Origin of the sequence: uncultured Dubosiella sp., from assembly GCF_964018005.1 — a bacterium.
Lineage (GTDB): Bacteria > Bacillota_I > Bacilli_A > Erysipelotrichales > Erysipelotrichaceae > Dubosiella > Dubosiella muris.
Window position 1 is genome coordinate 117,135 of the sequence record NZ_CAXHOA010000005.1, and the last position, 18,114, is coordinate 135,248.

Consider the following 18,114-nt stretch of genomic DNA (forward strand, 5'->3'; position numbering starts at 1 on the left):
CAACTACTTTTTATATCTTTTTTAAATAAATTTAGATGACAGATAAAAAGAGGAAAAAGGAGGGGTTTTGATGGATCTTTCTCATAACCGTCCAAAACTTCTTTTATACATTTTTAATTTTCAGACAACAAAAAAAGAGCGTTTCCGCTCTTTCTCACGATTCAAAGATTCCTTTTCCAACCCATGAAATCAACGAATAAACGATGGAAATCACTGTCAATCCCCCGATTGCGGTACAAGCGCCAAGCATATCAATGAGCACATCGCGCTTCGACATTGTCCTTCCCATGACATCGCCTTGATGGAGCTCGTCGAAAACCGCAAACACACCACATGCGAGGACGGTGAGAAAAATTCTGGAAAGCTTTTTGCATCCAAGGATAGCCAAAGTGATATAAATCATCGACGCCAACGCGAAGTAAATCGAAAAATGGGCTAATTTGCGCACATTTGCGTTCCAGTCGCTTCCATAAGGTGAAAAGCGGATCACGATTCCTTTGATTCGCTCTGACAAGGCCACCCCTTCCGGTGTGTTTTCCAGGCGATCCTTCACTTCCTGTTTCAATGATTCCGTCACACTTTCACTGCGAACGCTGGAATCAAAACCATCCTCGTTGGATAATGTATAAATCGAAAGCATAATGATTCCAGACAGCAGCACAAACAACATGGCGCAAAGAATCCGCAACACGATATTTTTTTTCTTTTTCATACTCGCCATTATAGCCGACAATGGGCAAGCTGACAACATTTCGTCCATAGATCCATTAAAAAAACCCGGAATCCGGGCTTTTTTGGTTATTCAGCGGTTCCTGTCAGTTCCGCCATCGCTTTTTGATAAGCGAGTGTCTTGTTGTGGGCGTCTTCTTTGTCTTTGCCAACAATGCAGAAATAGAATTTACATTTTGGTTCCGTTCCACTTGGACGCACCGCAATCCAGCTTCCATCCGCCAGATAATACTTCAACACATCCGATTTCGTGAAACCGGTCAATTCCGTCGTTTCACCATTTTCGGTAATTGTGCATTCGTTGTAATCCTCGGCGCGGACAACTGGCGTTCCATTGATTTCCTTTGGCGCGTCTTTTCTTAAATCCGCCAAAATTTGTTTGATCCGGTTCGCGCCCGCTTCGCCGGAAAGCGTAAGAGCCACTTGGCTTTCCTCATACGTGCCGTGCTGCGCGTACAAATCGTTTAAAACATCGACAAGGTCTTTCCCTTTTTCCTTGTAGTAAGCGGCCGCTTCCGCTAGCATCAAACAAGCTTGTGGAGCGTCTTTGTCACGAACAAACGGTTTGATCAACGAGCCATAGCTTTCCTCGTAGCCAAACACATAGTTCTTCTCGCCTGTTTTTTCATATTTTGCGACTTTTTCGCCAATGAATTTAAAGCCTGTCAGCGTTTTCTCCGTTTCAACGCCATGCGCCTTTGCGACTTTCTCTCCAAGGTCGCTTGTTACAACAGTATTGAACATCACCGGATTCGAAGGCATGATATCCTTTTCTTCCATTTGCGAAAGGATGTACTCAAGTAAAACAGCGCCCGATTGGTTACCGGTCATGACAACATATTCGCCATCGTGTTTTACTCCAACACCCATCCGGTCCGCATCTGGATCGCACACCAAAATGATATCGGCATCGTTGTCGGCAGCGTATTTCAATGCCAGTTCGTAAGCGCCCGGCTGTTCCGGGTTTGGCGTAGGCGTGTTCGAGAAATCCGGATCTGGCGAGCATTGCTCTTCCACCGGAATGCAATGATATCCAGCCCGTCTGTATACGACTTGCACCGGAATGTTCGCCGTTCCATGCTCCGGAGAGAACACGATTTTAATATCTTTTTTCACTTCTGGATTCAACTGAATTCCAAGAACTTTCGCGTAGTACGAATCGTCCACTTTTTTTCCAATAACTGTAATCCGTTTTTCCTCTTCCGGTGTGACATTCGTGTCGATTGCCAGTTCGTCTTCGATCGCATTAACTTGATCAATGACTTGGGCAGCAAGAGCCGGAACGAGCTGGCATCCTTTTTCGTCATACAATTTGTATCCGTTATATTCTTTCGGATTGTGGCTGGCCGTAATCATAATGCCGCCAAAGCAGCCCAGCTCCCGAACCGCGAAGCTTAGCTCCGGTGTCGGACGAAGCGATTCGAACACGTACGATTTAATACCGTTTTTCGCCAGCAGCTTCGCGCTGTCAAACGCGAATTCCCGCGACATGTGACGATTGTCGTAGCCGATTGCGATTCCCGCTTCGCAAGCCGCCTCCCCATGCGCTTTGATGTAGTTCGCAAACCCCTGGGTCGCCTTGCGAATCGTATGCAAATTAATTCGATTCGTACCAGGCCCCAGCAAGCCGCGCATTCCCGCCGTACCAAATTCAATCAGTGTGTAAAAAGCGTCGTTTTTTTCTTCCGCATCCATCGCTTTCAACACATCGAGATATTGAGGGTCCAGATTTGGATGTCCTACCCATTTTTCATATCTTTCTTCAACAACAGACATTCTAATTAATTCCTCCTCATTTTTTTCATTATAGCATCTAGCCGTCGATTTGTAATCGTTTTCATAATGAAACCTTTAAGAAAAAAAGTCTCAAACGAGACTTTTTTGTAATTCACTTTTTTCTGAATTAAGCGATGATTTTTTGTGCGCGCAATACTTCTTCGATCGCAGCGACAGCAGCATCTTCGTCCTCACCAGTGCAGCTAATCGTGATTTCAGACTGTGTCGGGATTCCCAAAGACATAACGCCCATGATCGACTTCATGTTTACTTCGCGTCCTTTAAAAGCCACGTTGATATCGCTTTTGAATTTGCTTGCAGCGTTTACCGCTACAGTTGCTGGACGAGCGTGAAGTCCAACTGGATCAATCACAGTTACAGTTACTTGTTTCATTATGTTTTCCTCCTAAAATCTAAGTGTATTTTATGCCATTTCATGCAATAAAACAATACCTATTCCAATATTTCTGATTCCGCTTCCATTATTGGAATATTTGACATTTTCAATTTTTGCGCGAAGACTCCGCTCCCCTCCACAAGCCGTCCGGAAAACGTTCCATCGTATACTTGATGGACTCCGCAGCTCGGCGAGCGCTTCTGCAAAATCACAAGATCGCAATCCTTTACCTGCTCCAAAGCGGCTTGCGCACCTTTCAAAAATTGCGCCGTCACATCATCGCCGTCTTTTGTCAAAATCCGCTCTCCAACCTTTTCGCAAGGTGTCCGCGGCGTTGGCAAACCGCCAAGCTGTTCCGGACAAACCAAAACGATCTCATCGTCCTGAAATTTTTTTAAAAGGGATGGCGCGTAGTTGCTTTCGCCGTTGTATTTACAGCATTTTCCCGCCAGACAGGCGCTCATTCCGATCTTTCTCATCTTTTAAACCAATTACTGGCCCATCAATTCGTTATACAGCAGCGAATACGTTCTGGCGCTCTTCTCCCAGGAAACATCCGAGTTCAGCGCGTTCGTCATCAACGTATCCCAATCCTCTTTCCGGTTGTAGAACACGTCGGCCGCGTAGTACAAGGTATGCACGAGATCGTTGGCGTTGTACGCCGCAAACGAGAAGCCGTTGCCGCTCTTGTCGTATTCGTTGTATGGAGCGACCGTATCTTTCAAACCGCCGGTTTCGCGCACGAGCGGCAGCGTCGCGTACCGCAACGAGCAAAGCTGGGACAGTCCGCAAGGCTCAAACAAGCTTGGCATCAGGAACAAGTCGGACGCCGCGTAAATGCGATGCGCCAGCGACTCGTTGTATCCTTTATAGAAAGCGATCTTTCCTTTATTCGAGTTTTCAAGCTCGCGGAAAGCGTCCTCGATCTTGCTTTCACCCGAGCCGAGAATAACCAGCTGAATCGGCGCGTTCGAAATTGCTGCCAGCTGCTCCATCATCAAATAAAAGCCTTTTTGCCACGTCAAACGGGACACGCATCCCACCAGCATGACATCCGGATTTTGCTCCAGGCCCAATTCGGCTTGCAAGCTCTTCTTATCCAGCGCCTTGCCCGCTTTCAAGTTGACCTTGTCAAAGTGGTAAGGGATCTCCGGATCCGTTGCCGGGTTCCAAAGCTTGATGTCGATTCCGTTCACGATTCCCCACAAATCGTATTTACGCATATTGAGAACCGCTTCCAGATGCTCTCCGTACTGCGGCGTCAAAATCTCCTGCGAATACGTCGGGGACACCGTCGTGATCTTATCCGAATACAGGATACCGGACTTCATAAACGAAATGCCGCCATCGAAGCGGACGTTGCCGTTGTCCAGCAAGTAGTATGGCAGACCTAAGCAGGAATCGAGCATTTCCGGCCCGAAATTGCCCTGGAACGCCAGGTTGTGGATCGTGTACACAAAACGAATCGAGCGATAACGCGCGTCGAAATCGTGGGTTTCCTTCACCATGCAAGGAATCATTCCCGTATGCCAGTCGTGGCAGTGAATGATATTCGGCCAGTAATTCAGCTGGTTGAGCATCTCGATCACGGCCTTTTGGAAATAGGCGAATCGCTCGCCGTCATCCTGATAGCCGTACAGTGTGTCACGCTCAAAATATCCTTGATGCTGAACAAAGAAGAAACAAACATTGTCCACCATCTTCGAATAAATGCGCACAGGCACTTCCTGATAGTTGATGGATACCGTATATTCCGCTGTAAAATGAAGATCTCCCATATATTTGTCCGCGATCTTCTTGTATAGAGGCATCACGACTTTCACCTCGTGACCAAGATCGCTCAACGCGGCCGGCAGCGAACCAATTACGTCCGCCAAACCACCGGTTTTAATAAATGGCAAGCCTTCGGAAGCGGCCATTAAAATCGAAGCCATTAAACAGTCTCCCTTCTTCCGATATAGAGAGGACTTTCTTCCGTACCCTCCAAGTCTTTTTTATGAATGATCCGGGCGCCTTTGTCCACGATCACGTTTTTCAAATTCGCGTTGTCGCCAATCACGGCTTCCGGCAAAATAATGCATCCGTCGATTTTCGCTTTTTTACCGATTTTAACGGCGCGGCCGATAATCGAGTTGTGCACGTTTCCGCTGATCTGGCAGCCGTTCGAAACGAATGTACGGCTTGTCGTTCCATCGTTCAAATAAATCGAAGGCGCGGAGTCGTAAGTACGCGTATAGATCGGCCAGTTCGGATCGCTGAAGTCTTTCATGTTCTCATCGTTGAGCATTTTCATGTTGCTTGCGTAATACGATGCCAAATCGTAGATTGGATACACGTGTCCGCGATAGTTGATCGCGCGAATATCCATTTCGCTGCACGAATCGTTCAAAATATCTTTCAGCCAGTACATTGAGCTTGTCGCACGGGCTTTTTTCACCAGGTCAATGAACACCTGCTTGGACATGATGTACGTTCCCAAGGATAAATTGCGCACTTTTGTCGCACCCAGATTTTCCTCGATCGCCAAAACGCCTTTCTGCTTGTTCAACGACAGCACGTCGCATTTGAGGAATGCCTCTTTCGCGTTGTCGATACGCTGATACAAAATCGAAACATCCGCTCCGCTGGCCACATGCGTATCCAGCAGATCCGAGTAGTTCGCTTTGTAAATGAAGTTAACCGGCGCGATGATCACGTAGTCGTTTGGATCCGACTCGATGTCGTTTAAATTTTCATAGTACATTTCCACATCCGGAACGGCATCCGCCCGCGTTCCATCCGGGAAAACCGGCACCAGCCCAAGGTGGCCGTGCTTCGAGTTGATATTGTAGTGGCGTCCCGATCCAATGTGCTCAAAAAGAACTTTCGGGTTCCCGTTGACATACACATCAATATCGAACATACCGGAATTGGTCATGTTCGAAATCGGAAAGTCCACCAGACGATAGCGTCCAATAAAGTTGAACGCCGCGATCGGTCTGTATTTTTCCAAACCTTCCACATAAACATTTGTATTGTTATAAGCAATGATTCCTAACGCGTTAAACATATTCGTTCACCCCTATTCACCTTTCCGCACACGCTTTGCGACCAGAGCGATTTCCTTGCTGTCCAAAGAACCCACGGTAGCTTCAGGATCGACTTTTACTCCTTCGGCGACGATGGCGCGGTACACTTTCGCACCCGCTCCGACATGAACGCCCGGCATGAGGACCGACTCGCGGACATCCGCGCCCTCTTCAATCGTCACATTGTTGAAAAGAACGGAATCCTTGGCGTTTCCTCGAATGATGGCGCCTTGGTTGATATAGCAGTGTTCCACTTTTCCATTCGGACCTACATAGTGCGGCATCGTCGGGATGTCCGCTGTGTAGATCTTCCAGTTTGGATCGTCCAAATCGAGTTCGTTGTTTTTGTTCAGCAAATCCATGTTGGCTTCCCAAAGCGAGTCGATCGTTCCAACGTCTTTCCAGTACCCCTCGAAGCGGTAGGCGTACAGACGCTTGTCCTGATTCAGCATCGAAGGAATGATGTCGTGGCCAAAGTCATGGCTGCTTCCTTCCCGTTTTGCGTCCTCGATCAGCTCCTTGCGCAGCAGCTTCCAGTTGAAAATATAAATTCCCATGCTGGCCAAATTGCTTTTTGGCTCCGCCGGTTTTTCTTCAAATTCAATGATGCGGCTCTCATCATCCACATTCATGATTCCAAAACGGCTCGCCTCTTTCCAGGAAACCGGAAGAACGGCGATCGTCGCGTCCGCGCTGTTGGCCTTATGGTCCGCCAGCATTTTGTCATAATCCATCTTATAGATATGGTCGCCCGAAAGAACCAGCACATAATCCGGGTCGAACGTATCAATGAATTCGATGTTTTGCGTGATAGCATCCGCGGTTCCGCGGTACACATCGAATTTCGTTCCATCTTTCTCACTTGGCGGCAAGACGTACACGCCGCTTCCTCGCGTATCCAGACCCCAGCGCTGTCCGGCGCCCGCGTATGCGTTCAACTCAACCGGCTCGTATTGCGTCAAAACACCGACAACATTGATATTCGAATTCGCGCAGTTGCTAATTGGAAAATCAATAATACGATACTTCCCACCAAAGTAAACGGCTGGTTTTGCGGTCTTTTTTGTCAGCTCATACAGACGCGTACCACGCCCACCCGCAAGTATCATCGCGAGCATATTATTTTGTTCCATATGTATCCTCCTATATACTATTAAGCTTAAAAAAATTATAGCACTTTTCAAATGAATTAAAAATGCTTTTTGGTTCAATTTGTAATCGTTTACAAAACAAAATCTACAAGTATTTTCCAGTTGTAATGCTTTTCCTAGGACAAGAAACTTCTTTTTTCAACAAAAAAAATCGAACGGTTTAAATGTACCAAATATTTGCATACATTTGCAACAAATATTTTTGATAAATGCGCTTTCATTTTTCGTGAAAAACATCACAAATCAACAGAAAAAAAGCCCTGTTTTCTCAGGACTTTACAAAAATCAAAAGATCGTTTCCACACAAAACCGTCGAACCATCCGGCACGATATACGAGGCGCCCCTCTGAATGCACACCAGGCGCTGAACATCCCCTTCAAGAGAGGACAACGGCTGTCCGATCCGCTCGTCCCCCTCGTCGATTCGCTCCTGATCCAGCAGCTTTCCAGCCGAATCGAATTTCGTTCCCGTCACAATCAACGTATCCAAAGGACGCAAAACGAAATCCCCGTCCGGTACGTGGCGTTTTCCATTTCGAAGCACGAGCGCCACAGCCAGTCCCGGCGGCAAACCGAGCTTTGCGATCGTCCGATTCGCGAAACGCGACGTCTTGTCCAGCTTCACTTCGCAAAAACAAAGATCGCCCTCCTCGCTGTAATCGTTAAATGTCTTAAACACGCTGTGGCTTTGATCCACCATATCCAGCTTTCTGGCCGCCCAGGGCAGCAGCGATCCCTGAATCACAATCGAAAACAAAACGACGCCAAACACTAGATGAAAAACATCCAGGCCGAATTCGGCTTGATCCACCATCGCCATAATCGCGAACACAATCGAAGCCGCCCCGCGCAAACCGGCGAAACTCACCAAAGCGCTTTGCCGCCACGGCGCCTTTTTCAGTCCTAAAATCAAAAACACCGCCAAAGGCCGGGACAAAACGGAAAGCGCGAGAAAAACCAAAAAGGAAACCGGCAGCATTTTGAAAATCAGCGCCGGCCGCGCGAGCAGGCCGAGAATGAAAAACAAGACGATTTGCATCAACGCGCTCAAGCCGTCGAAGAAATGCACCAGCTCCTTTTTTTGACCGATTTTCGCGTTGCCCATCAAAATGCCGGTCACATACACCGCCAAATAGCCATTGCCACCCAAAACGGAAGCCAGTCCGTACGAAGCCAAAGCGCAAGCGAAAATGAAAATCGTCAAAAAGCCGGCGATCTCCAAATCGACTCGCCGCAAAAACAAACGCCCGAGAAAAAACACGATCCATCCCGTCAAAAAGCCGACAACGATTTGAACGACAAGCATCGCCACCACGCTCGAAGCCGACATGCCGCCCTTCATCATCGTCAAAACGATGAGAACGAGCATATAGGACATCGGATCGTTGGACCCCGATTCCACCTCCAGCAAGGAGTCAGTATGATACTTTAACGAAAGGTTTTGCGAGCGCAATATGCTAAACACGCTTGCCGCGTCGGTCGAGGAAACCAAGGCGCCCACGAGCAACCCGGTCAATGGGGCGAACCCCAAAACGAAAACGCAAAACGCCGCGGTCGCAAACGCGCTGATCGCCACGCCGAAACTCGCCAGCAAGCCGGCCGAAACAGCGGTTGATTTCGCTTCCTTCCAGTTGGTTCCAAACCCGCCGTAAAACATCACGATGATCAGCGCGCAAGAGCAAATCGTTTCCGTTAGCGAATAATCGTCGTAACGCAACGTCGAGAAAGACCCGTTGCCTAGAAAAAGCCCGAGGACGATAAACCCCAGCAGCATAGGCAGCTTCACTTTCGAAGTCATTTTTTCTACGACGACCGCACAAAAAATGAGCACAGCCGCCATTAAAATCCACATTTCCATCATAGTTCCATTATACCCTGCCGAAAAGAAAACGAAGGCGTTCATACACCTTCGTTTCGATTATTCGCTTCGTAAAGCTTCCACCGGATCTTTTTTCGAAGCCATGCTGGCCGGAATCAAGCCCGCAAGCATCGTCAGCACCAAATTGATCGCCACTAAAATCGCGCCACCCTGCCATGGCAGCACGGCGATGTTCGCCACATCCGTATAGTGCTGCACGATCATGGAAATCGGCAAGTTGAGCAAGACGGTGATGCCCACGCCAATCAGACCCGCGATCAAGCCGACAATGAATGTTTCCGCGTTGAACACCCGGCGCACGTCGCGCTTCGAAGCGCCCATCGCCCGCAAAATCCCGATTTCCTTTTTGCGCTCCAGCACCGAAATGTACGTGATGATCCCAATCATGATGCTGGAAACGATGAGCGAAACCGACACGAATCCAATCAGCACATACGAAATCATGTTGATGACGTCGCTGACCCCCGAAAGCATGACGCCAATCATATCGTTGTACGAAATGACGTTTTCCTCGTGGCCGAGCGCTTCCTGCTCTTCGTTGTACGCCGTAATCAAATCGCCCAGCGCCTCCTTGTCGTCAAACGAGGACGCGTAAATCGAAATCGAGCTTGGCGTGTCGCGGTCGACGGCCCCCAGCTTGATCATGTTGGACGCATACGTCGCGTTGGCGTTTTCGCTCATCGTGTTCATATACTCCATCAGCTGCTTTTGATCGAGCTGCGCCAGCTGCATTTTTTCGGCATCGCTGAGCGCGTTGGGATCGAACGCCTCGTCCGAAAAGGCGCGGCCGGTAAACACATTGATTTCCTTGTTTTCTTTTTGTTCCCGGACAATGTCGCTTTCGTTCGTCTTTTCAATGATATAATCCTGCATCGCCTGCGGATAGTACACGCCGCCCATGCTCGTGTGCGAAACCGTCGACTGCGCCGGCCGGATGATTCCGACGATTTTGACGTCCAATCCATCGCGAACGAGCTGGTCGACAAACGCCTCGTCCTCGCTTTTGTCGATCCAGAGATTTCCCTGTTTTTCGTAAAACGCAGAATTGAGTACGAGCTTGAACGTCGTGTCCAGCAATTCGTCTTTCGTATACACCACACTTTCGCCCGGCTCGATTTCGTCGATTTTTCCCGCTTGCAAATCGTTGTAGTTGTCCACCAGTTCATCCTGGTCCATCAAACCGAGCGAATACATCGTATAGTCGCTGATCTCGTTGTTTTCATCCACCTCGATCACCACTTCGTCATAGTTTTCCGGCCAGTGTCCATCCACTAGTTCATACTCGTCGTCGCGCAAAGCCTGGCTGTCTGGCAGCCGGTTCCACACCTCGTTTCCCGCGTTCATCGAACTCGACAAAAACTGCTCGCGCAGCGACATCATGTCCGACATCCCGATGGCTTCCATCAAGCCGTTGGGCGCCACTTGCACAAGTCCCTTTTCCGTTTTCGCGTTTGGGTTGTAGGCGTGGATCGTCAAATCGTAGTCGTATTCGATCGCTTTGGCCAGCGACCGGAACGCCTCGCCGTCTTTGGACTGCAAAAACGTCTTGAATTCGGTTAAGTTGTTCGACTCGGTCTGGGCGATGGACGACAAAATCTTGTTCGCGAAGTTTTTCGTGTAAATCCGGTCATCGTCGTGGCCGGTCCGCTCGTCGCCCATATCCATCATCGCGCCCATCAGCACCGACATGTCCATCGTATTGTCCTCGATCGTAATCGGATACGACGTCATCGTGTCGTTTTCGACCGATGTGATATACGACTGCACGCCATTGGACAGCGACATGATCAGCCCGATGCCAATGATGCCAATGCTGCCTGCGAACGCCGTTAAAAACGTTCTGCCCTTTTTCGTCATCAAATTGTTGAGCGAAAGCGACAAAGCCGTCCAAAACGACATCGAAGGCTTTTTGAGCGCTTCTTTGCCCGCTTCCTCCAAATTCTCTTTCTCGTCGACCGGCTTCGAATCGCTCACGATCTGCCCGTCTTTGAGCTCGACGATCCGTGTCGAGTACACATGCGCCAGTTCGGGATTGTGCGTCACCATCACGACAAGGCGGTCCTTGGCGATTTCCTGAAGCAAATCCATGATTTGCACCGAAGTCTTTGAATCCAGCGCTCCCGTCGGCTCGTCCGCCAGCAAAATATCCGGATCGTTGACAAGCGCTCTGGCAATCGCGACCCGCTGCATTTGTCCACCCGACATTTGCGTCGGCTTTTTGTTGAGCTGGTCGCGCAAACCGACTTTCTCCAGCGCCGCGACGGCCCGCCGCCGGCGTTCCTCTTTTTCGACGCCGGTCAAAGTCAGCGCCAGTTCGACGTTGGAAAGAACGCTTTGATGCATGATCAAATTGTACGATTGAAACACAAAGCCGATTCGATGATTCCGGTACGTGTCCCAGTCTTTATCCGTGTAGTCTTTTGTCGAGCGGCCGTTGATGATCAAGTTGCCCGCGTTGTAGTTGTCCAACCCGCCAATGATGTTCAAAAGCGTCGTTTTCCCGCACCCGGAAGGCCCCAATATGGAAACAAACTCGTTGTCACGAAACGTAATCGTCAAATCGCGAATCGCGTGGACAAGTCCGTCCCCCGTGACATAGTCTTTCACTAAATGCTCACATTTCAGCATAAATTTCTCCTTTTTGATTGAGCCTATTATACACTTCCAGCCGTCAAAAAGTCCATAGCGCGTTATACATTCCAGCGCCGCCGCATAAATTCGCCCAAATCGCTCAAACACGTCATGACGAGCACAAGAAACACGCCGGGAACAACGATCATCCACCACGTGCCCGCCAGAAACGCCTGGTCGGCCATCGACAGCAAACTTCCCCACGAAACGCGCTCGAATCCGATGCCAAGCCCCATGAAGCTCAACGTCGACTCAAACACGATCGCGTCGCGCACGCTCATGACCAGCATATAGGCGATCGACGGAAAAAAGTTGGGAAACAAGTGTTTTCGCAGCAAATAAAACGGACCGGCACCCATCGCCCACGCCGCCTGTACAAACGGCTCGCGCCGCAGCGTTTGCACTTCCGCGCGCACGACAAGCGCCAGCGGGATCCAGCTCGTCAAACCAATCACCAGCGCGAGCGACCACACCGAGCCTTCTCCTCCCAGCGACTGAATGAGCACCACAAGCAGCAGCGAAGGCACGCTTAGCACGATTTCCATCCCCTTGCAAAGCAGGGCATCCACCTTCGAACTCGAAAAGGCGCACGTCGTTCCGACCACGATCCCGACGATCCCGCTCACCAGCGCGCCCAAAAAGCCGATGGCCAGCGACACCCGTCCGCCGCTCCAAATCATCGCGAACAAGTCCCGGCCCAAATGGTCGGTACCAAACCAGTGCAAGACACCCGGGGCGATATTCGCCTGTCCCAGCTCCATGCGCGGGGGTTGCGCCGACGCCAGCGAACAACCAAAAACGACGAGACCAAGCCCGGCAAACGCGACGACTGGAAACCGCTTTTTCCTTTTCCTCATAGCCATTCGCCCTCGCTTTCACGAAGGATTTGCGTATCGTCCTGCGTTGGATCCAGACGATGGGCCAGCGCGTTGACGAGCCCGTTGGCCATCAAAACGACCGTCCCGCTCAGCAGCACCGTGAGCATGAGCACGTTGTAGTCGTGGTAACGCGCGCTCTCGTACGCCAGCGCGCCAAGACCCGGATACGAAAACACCATTTCCACCACGTATGTGCCCCCTAAAATATGCGGCAGCGCGATCGCCATCAACGACAAGTAGCTTGGCAGCACGTTGGGCACGCCATGACGCCACACGATCCGCCCAAGCGACAAGCCGTTCGCTTGCCCTAGCAGTACATAGTCTTTACCAAGCTCCTCGAGCAGGCGGTTTCGCACGAGCGCGGCGTAATACCACACGTGCGAAATAACAAGGACAGCCAGCGGCAGCACGAGATGGGCGAGCCGGTCCAGCACGTCGCTCTGGCGGCCAATCGTGTACGCCCCCGACGCCGGAAGCCATCCCAGCGTGACCGAAAACACGAAAATAAGCAAAAGACACAGCCAAAATTCCGGCACGCACGCGGATACGGTGCCCGCCTTCACAAGCACGCGGTCCAGCCACGTTCCTTCGTGCAGCGCGCAGCCGACCCCGATGAGCAAACTAGCCAGAAACAGCACGATGTACGCCGCCCCGCCAAGCAAAAGCGTATTGCCAATACGGGCCGCCAGCACGTCGCCGGCAGGCTGCTTATATTGAAACGAAAGGCCGAAATCACCATGGACGGCGCGTTCGAGCCAACGTCCGTACTGAACGAGAAGCGGCTCGTCAACACCCAGCCGTTTTCTAGCTGCCGCCTTTTGCGTCTCGCTCATCTTTTCCACGCGTTCGCCATAATACGACACAAGCGGATCGCCAGGGGCCAGGCGCGCGATTGCGAACGTGACAAACGACAGCACGAACAGCGAAACGAGAAACACGCTGATTTTCTTTCCGATTCGTTTCATGACCTCTTTCCTTTCCATACCACATGCTCCAAGCTGACTTCTTCGTACGCGCCATCTTTTTCAATGGGCTGTTCAAATAAAAAGTCATCCCGCCGCGCCTCGTCCACGTGGAGCGCCGCGGCGATGAGCGCTTTCGTGTGCGGATGGCGCGGATCGCCAAACAAGTCTTCCGTGCGCGCCTGCTCGACGATACGCCCGCCATACATCACCCCGACGCGATCCGCCACGAAACGGATCATATCCAGGTCGTGTCCAATCAAAAGTAGCGCGAAGCCCTCCGTTTCCTGCAAGTCTTTAAACACATTGACGATTTGCGCTTGTAGCGACACGTCAAGCGAGGCAATCGGCTCGTCGGCCACGAGCAAGTCCGGCTCCAAAGCGAGCGCTCTGGCGATGGCCAGCCGCTGCAGCTGGCCGCCCGAAAGCGTGGCGCATGAACGCTCCATCAGCGAGATGTCGAGCCGGCAGCGCGCCAGCAGCGCTTTCAACCGCGCCTCGTCGACCGGCCGCCCCGTGATGCGAAACGGCTCCTGCAGCACTTCGCGCACCCGGCTTTTTCGATCGAGGCTCGCCGCCCCTTCCTGAAAGACAATGGCTCTTTTTTTCGCGAGTTCCCTTCGTCTGGTCCGGTTTGGCTTTTTCGAACACGGCTGGCCGTCGATCCAAATCGAGCCCTCGTCCCACGTTTCCAGCTGCATGACGCAGCGCGCCAGCGTCGTCTTGCCGCAGCCGCTCTCGCCAATCAAGCCGTACACTTCGCCTTGATGAATCGTCAAACAAACGTCGTCCAGCGCCTGCACGCTGCCATACGCCTTCGAGACGTGTTCGAGGCGCAGCGCCTGTTCATCGCGCATCGGATGCTCCTTTTGGCACCGCGGCCCAATGCGTCGAGGAAAACGGCCGCATCGCCTCCTCGGAAAACGCGAAGCCGGAAAGATCGGGCAGCCGCGGCTTTCCGAGGTTTCGCGAAGGCAACGCGTCCAGCAGCGCTTTCGTGTACGGGTGCAGCGGATGGGCAAAGACGTCTTCCTTTGTCCCGATTTCGACGATTTTTCCAGCGTACATGATCGCGACCCGGCTGGCGAAGTGGTACGCGGCCGCCAAATCGTGGAGCACCAAAACGATCGTCATGTGGTTTCTCTTATGCACATCGGCGAACAAGTCGAGGATCCGACCCGCGACGGTCGGATCAAGCGCGGTCGTCGGCTCGTCCGCCAGCAAAACGGATGGTTCCTTGAGCAGCGCCGTCGCGATGACGACACGCTGCTTCATCCCGCCGGAAAGCGCGTGGGGATACTGCGACAGCACCCGCGCCGGATCGTGGATGCCGACTTGCTTCAACGCGTCGAGCAGCCGCAACCGGCGGGCCGGTTTTGAGAGTTCGGGCCGATGCAGCTTGAGCACCTCGTCCATCTGCCGGCCGACTTTCATGACGGGATCGAGCGCGGTTTGCGGATTTTGGAGCACGACGGCAAACGCTTTTTTCCGGATGGTTCGGCTTTCCTGTTTCGAACACGCCAGCAAATCGACCCCTTCATAGCAGATCGCGCCGCTGTGAATGACGCCTTCCTTGCACAGCAAGCCGGCTATCGTTTTGCACAGGACGCTTTTTCCGCAGCCGCTTTCCCCGACAACGCACAAAATCTCGCCGGCCTGGATCGTCAAATCGACGCCACGAAGCGCCCGCAGCTCGCCTTGCGGCTGTAAAAACCGCACATCCAGATTTTCAACCTCGATGATTTTCTTCATTCCTCTCTCCTTTCAAACGAAAAGGGGAAACGTGTCCCCTTAACTGATCGTCCATTGCTCGATGTTTTGGAAGATGCCCACGCCATGATGGCCAAGCACCTGCTCTGGAACGATGCCGCGCACCCGGCTGTCGGCGACGTAGTCGGCATCCACGTAGCAAATGAACGTAAACGCCGGATCTTGTGTCAGCGCCTGCAAAAAGCTGGCATACGCTACCTTGCGCGCCGCGGGATCGGCGCTGCTTCGAGCCGCCTGCAAATAGCGGTCGACATCCGCGTTGGTGTACGACGCGTAGTTGGCCGCCTGCCCGCTGCCGAACACCTTGAACGTGTGGTCGTCCGCGTCAAACGGCGATCCCCAGCCGATAACGTACGCCATCTGCTTGCTCCAGTCGACTTGCGCGGGCACGTCAATCGAACAGTCGATACCGACATCGTTGAGCTGCTGGGCGACGATCCGGGCAATGTCCTGCCGGACTGAATCGTCGGCGGGCGCCACAAGCGTGAAACCGATGATTTCTCCATCCCGCTCATAAAAACCGTCCTCGTTTTTGACGCATCCGGCCGCCTGCAAAAGCGCCTCGCTTTTTTGCGGATCGTAGTCAAAGCGTTCCATGCCTTCGTCGTTGTACTCGTTTTTCTGAATCGGGGAGTAGGCCGCCTCTCCTTGCCCGAGCAACACGCTTTGCACGATGGCGTCGCGGTCGATGGCGTAGCTGATGGCCGGGATGATATCTTTGTTTTGGTGCCAGTACGGGTTGTTGAAGTTGTACAATATGCCGCGGTAGTCGGCGGTTTTCATATCGTAGACGTCGAAGCCTTCCATGTCTTTAAAACCTTGGGCATCCTTGGGCGCCAGCTGGGCCAGATCCACTTCTCCGCCTCGCAGCTGCAAGGCCCGGGCGTTGCTGTCGGGAACGATCTTGAACACGACGTTTTTTATGTTTGGCTCCCCGGCAAAATACGCGTCGTTGGCGCGCATCGTGATCGCCTGGCCGGTTTCCCACGCTTCCAAGGCGTAAGGCCCCGTTCCGACGGGATGGCGGAAAAAGTCCGACGTCTGCATGTCTTCCCCTTCCAGGCAGTGCTTTGGCAAAATCGGGATCGACATATAGTCGATAAACGCCACGTTTGGCTCCGCCAGCTTGAAAATCACGGTTTGCCCGTCGGGCGTCTCAATGGATTCGACATCCATAAAGTTGGCCGCGTTTTCCGATTCGTTGTCCGGATCCATGATGGCTTCGATCGTGAACTTTACGTCTTCGGCCGAAAATGGCTCGCCATCGTGCCACGTCACGTCGTTTCGCAAATGAAACGTCCATGTTTGCGCGGCCTCGTCGTACGTCCAGCTTGTCGCCAGGGCGGGCACGACATCGTTGTTCTCGTCGTGGGCCGTCAGACCGTCGAACAACAGCAAATTGATTTCGCCGTGCTCGTCGACGATCGGGTCAATGCGCGTATAGTCCTGCGACGCGTAAACAAGGGTGTCGGCTTGTTTTTGAACCGGTTTTTGGCAGCCCGCCAGCAATCCGAAAGCCAGAAGCCCGGCAATCCATTTCCTCTTTTTCTTTTTCATTCAACTCTTCCCCGCTTTCTTTTCATTTTTTTATTGTATCCGTTCGAGTGGACTTCAGGTCAACCCTCTCTTTGCTGCAAAGCGTAAATCGACTTGTTCCGGTTCACTAAATACGCCACCGAGCAAACGATGAAAAAAAGCGGAAAATACTGAAACCCAAACACTTCCATCCCGATCATAATTGGCGCCAGGTACGTGTTCGTGCCCGCGCCAAACACCGCCGCGTAGCCAAGGGCCGCGCACATCGTTGGCGGAATGCCGAAAACGCCCGACAAGCAAAAGCCCAGCGTCGCCCCGATCGCGAACAACGGCGTCACCTCCCCGCCCATAAAACCAACGGAAAGGCACAAAATCGTCATAGCGAATTTACAAATCCAGTCGTACCAGTACACGGTTCCGTATTGAAAGCTGGCCGCGATCAAATTTTCGCCCAGCATGCTGTAGCGGCCATTATGCAGCACAAACAACAGCGCCGCCGCCACGATCGCCCCCAAAAAGACGCGCGTGTAAGGATCGGGGATCCAGGCCGCGATTCGGGCTTTTATCTTTCCGAGCCCCCAGGCGAACGCCCCGCCCACGATGCCAAAAACAATGCCTAAAACCACGAGCGGAATCATGACTTTCCAATCCAGCTTGTACGCATAGACGACAAGATCATAGCTGCTTTTGTACAACCCGAACTGGCTGGAAAGCCACGCGGCGCTAAACGAAGCCGTCAGCGTCGGAGCCATCGCCCGAAATTTCAGCACGCCGGCGACCAGCACTTCCATCGCGAAAAAAATCGCGGTAAACGGCGTTCCGAACAAGCCGGAAAATCCCGCGGCCATGCCGCAAACTAAAAAAATCGTCTTGGCGTTCTCGTATTTTTTAAAGCGCTCTCCAATCACGTGGGAGACGGTCGCGCCGATTTGCATCGCGACGCCTTCCCGGCCGACGCTGGCGCCAAACAAATTGGAAATCCACGTTCCGGCCGCCATGAGCGAGATCAGCCGTTTTGGAATGTGCCGGCTGATGCCTTGCGACACTTCAAAAACAAGATTCATCCCTTTGATCGCGTTCTTTCCCCATTTTTGAAACAAGTAGACGATCAACAGCCCGGCGAGCGGCAGCCCGAGCAAAAGCTTGCTGCCGACGCTTTCATGAATGTCGATCATCGCTTTCAAACCGTAGCCAAACAGCACCTCAAACACGGACACAAGCAGCCCGATTCCGATGCCAAGCAGCGAGAGGACGACAAGCTCTTCGTAATTTTGCAAGATTTTTTTTAATTTACCCCATACACTTTCCATACCTACCTCCACAAAAAAAGCCGGATC

General features: G+C 52.0%; 15 protein-coding genes. All 15 read right to left on the reverse strand.

The genetic code is table 11. From position 1 onward, the window contains the following. Window positions 1–154: 154 nt before the first annotated feature. Entirely contained in the window at window positions 155–712 is a 558-nt protein-coding gene (locus tag ABNS49_RS05135) for a VanZ family protein (RefSeq protein ID WP_135981130.1), read from the reverse strand. Window positions 713–798: 86 nt separating this feature from the next. Beyond that, a complete protein-coding gene (locus tag ABNS49_RS05140; RefSeq protein WP_135981129.1) occupies window positions 799–2,505 on the reverse strand; it encodes a phospho-sugar mutase in 1,707 nt (568 codons plus the stop codon). 127 nt (window positions 2,506–2,632) lie between these two features. Next, window positions 2,633–2,899: a phosphocarrier protein HPr gene (locus ABNS49_RS05145; protein ID WP_016319277.1), complete on the reverse strand. Its 267-nt coding sequence runs from the start codon at window positions 2,897–2,899 to the stop codon at window positions 2,633–2,635. Between the two features lie 59 nt (window positions 2,900–2,958). Then, window positions 2,959–3,381 (reverse strand): DUF523 domain-containing protein, encoded by a 423-nt coding sequence (locus tag ABNS49_RS05150; RefSeq protein WP_135981128.1) that lies wholly within the window; start codon window positions 3,379–3,381, stop codon window positions 2,959–2,961. A 12-nt stretch (window positions 3,382–3,393) separates the two neighbouring features. Then, window positions 3,394–4,836: a glycogen synthase GlgA gene (gene glgA / locus ABNS49_RS05155; protein ID WP_135981127.1), complete on the reverse strand. Its 1,443-nt coding sequence runs from the start codon at window positions 4,834–4,836 to the stop codon at window positions 3,394–3,396. After that, entirely contained in the window at window positions 4,836–5,951 is a 1,116-nt protein-coding gene (glgD, locus tag ABNS49_RS05160) for a glucose-1-phosphate adenylyltransferase subunit GlgD (RefSeq protein WP_135981126.1), read from the reverse strand. Before glgD ends, glgA begins: the two co-directional genes overlap by 1 nt. Window positions 5,952–5,963: 12 nt before the next feature. After that, window positions 5,964–7,103 (reverse strand): glucose-1-phosphate adenylyltransferase, encoded by a 1,140-nt coding sequence (locus ABNS49_RS05165; RefSeq protein ID WP_135981125.1) that lies wholly within the window; start codon window positions 7,101–7,103, stop codon window positions 5,964–5,966. Between the two features lie 286 nt (window positions 7,104–7,389). Next, a complete protein-coding gene (locus ABNS49_RS05170; RefSeq protein ID WP_168353655.1) occupies window positions 7,390–8,982 on the reverse strand; it encodes a potassium/proton antiporter in 1,593 nt (530 codons plus the stop codon). Window positions 8,983–9,039: 57 nt separating this feature from the next. Then, a complete protein-coding gene (locus tag ABNS49_RS05175; protein ID WP_135981123.1) occupies window positions 9,040–11,628 on the reverse strand; it encodes an ABC transporter ATP-binding protein/permease in 2,589 nt (862 codons plus the stop codon). 62 nt (window positions 11,629–11,690) lie between these two features. Continuing rightward, the gene (locus ABNS49_RS05180; protein ID WP_168353654.1) at window positions 11,691–12,488 is read right to left on the reverse strand and encodes an ABC transporter permease; all 798 of its coding nucleotides are present in this window, start codon (window positions 12,486–12,488) and stop codon (window positions 11,691–11,693) included. Then, the gene (locus tag ABNS49_RS05185; RefSeq protein ID WP_277820856.1) at window positions 12,485–13,474 is read right to left on the reverse strand and encodes an ABC transporter permease; all 990 of its coding nucleotides are present in this window, start codon (window positions 13,472–13,474) and stop codon (window positions 12,485–12,487) included. The genes ABNS49_RS05180 and ABNS49_RS05185 overlap by 4 nt, the downstream gene beginning before the upstream one ends. Further along, window positions 13,471–14,328 carry an ABC transporter ATP-binding protein gene (locus ABNS49_RS05190; RefSeq protein ID WP_135981120.1) on the reverse strand — a complete coding sequence of 286 codons (858 nt, stop codon included), beginning with the start codon at window positions 14,326–14,328 and terminating at the stop codon, window positions 13,471–13,473. The genes ABNS49_RS05185 and ABNS49_RS05190 overlap by 4 nt, the downstream gene beginning before the upstream one ends. Next, window positions 14,318–15,223: an ABC transporter ATP-binding protein gene (locus tag ABNS49_RS05195; RefSeq protein ID WP_135981119.1), complete on the reverse strand. Its 906-nt coding sequence runs from the start codon at window positions 15,221–15,223 to the stop codon at window positions 14,318–14,320. The genes ABNS49_RS05190 and ABNS49_RS05195 overlap by 11 nt, the downstream gene beginning before the upstream one ends. A 39-nt stretch (window positions 15,224–15,262) precedes the next feature. Continuing rightward, window positions 15,263–16,798, reverse strand: coding sequence for an ABC transporter substrate-binding protein (locus ABNS49_RS05200; protein ID WP_135981118.1), 1,536 nt, complete (start codon window positions 16,796–16,798; stop codon window positions 15,263–15,265). 59 nt (window positions 16,799–16,857) lie between these two features. Beyond that, window positions 16,858–18,087: a chloride channel protein gene (locus ABNS49_RS05205; RefSeq protein ID WP_135981117.1), complete on the reverse strand. Its 1,230-nt coding sequence runs from the start codon at window positions 18,085–18,087 to the stop codon at window positions 16,858–16,860. Window positions 18,088–18,114 lie beyond the last annotated feature (27 nt).

Excerpts from the sequence above, each read along its gene's own strand:
- ABNS49_RS05135 (WP_135981130.1), bottom strand. The coding sequence starts at position 712 with ATGAAAAAGAAAAAAAATATCGTGTTGCGGATTCTTTGCGCCATGTTG.
- ABNS49_RS05140 (WP_135981129.1), bottom strand. The coding sequence starts at position 2,505 with ATGTCTGTTGTTGAAGAAAGATATGAAAAATGGGTAGGACATCCAAAT.
- ABNS49_RS05145 (WP_016319277.1), bottom strand. The coding sequence starts at position 2,899 with ATGAAACAAGTAACTGTAACTGTGATTGATCCAGTTGGACTTCACGCT.
- ABNS49_RS05150 (WP_135981128.1), bottom strand. The coding sequence starts at position 3,381 with ATGAGAAAGATCGGAATGAGCGCCTGTCTGGCGGGAAAATGCTGTAAA.
- glgA (WP_135981127.1), bottom strand. The coding sequence starts at position 4,836 with ATGGCTTCGATTTTAATGGCCGCTTCCGAAGGCTTGCCATTTATTAAA.
- glgD (WP_135981126.1), bottom strand. The coding sequence starts at position 5,951 with ATGTTTAACGCGTTAGGAATCATTGCTTATAACAATACAAATGTTTAT.
- ABNS49_RS05165 (WP_135981125.1), bottom strand. The coding sequence starts at position 7,103 with ATGGAACAAAATAATATGCTCGCGATGATACTTGCGGGTGGGCGTGGT.
- ABNS49_RS05170 (WP_168353655.1), bottom strand. The coding sequence starts at position 8,982 with ATGATGGAAATGTGGATTTTAATGGCGGCTGTGCTCATTTTTTGTGCG.
- ABNS49_RS05175 (WP_135981123.1), bottom strand. The coding sequence starts at position 11,628 with ATGCTGAAATGTGAGCATTTAGTGAAAGACTATGTCACGGGGGACGGA.
- ABNS49_RS05180 (WP_168353654.1), bottom strand. The coding sequence starts at position 12,488 with ATGAGGAAAAGGAAAAAGCGGTTTCCAGTCGTCGCGTTTGCCGGGCTT.
- ABNS49_RS05185 (WP_277820856.1), bottom strand. The coding sequence starts at position 13,474 with ATGAAACGAATCGGAAAGAAAATCAGCGTGTTTCTCGTTTCGCTGTTC.
- ABNS49_RS05190 (WP_135981120.1), bottom strand. The coding sequence starts at position 14,328 with ATGCGCGATGAACAGGCGCTGCGCCTCGAACACGTCTCGAAGGCGTAT.
- ABNS49_RS05195 (WP_135981119.1), bottom strand. The coding sequence starts at position 15,223 with ATGAAGAAAATCATCGAGGTTGAAAATCTGGATGTGCGGTTTTTACAG.
- ABNS49_RS05200 (WP_135981118.1), bottom strand. The coding sequence starts at position 16,798 with ATGAAAAAGAAAAAGAGGAAATGGATTGCCGGGCTTCTGGCTTTCGGA.
- ABNS49_RS05205 (WP_135981117.1), bottom strand. The coding sequence starts at position 18,087 with ATGGAAAGTGTATGGGGTAAATTAAAAAAAATCTTGCAAAATTACGAA.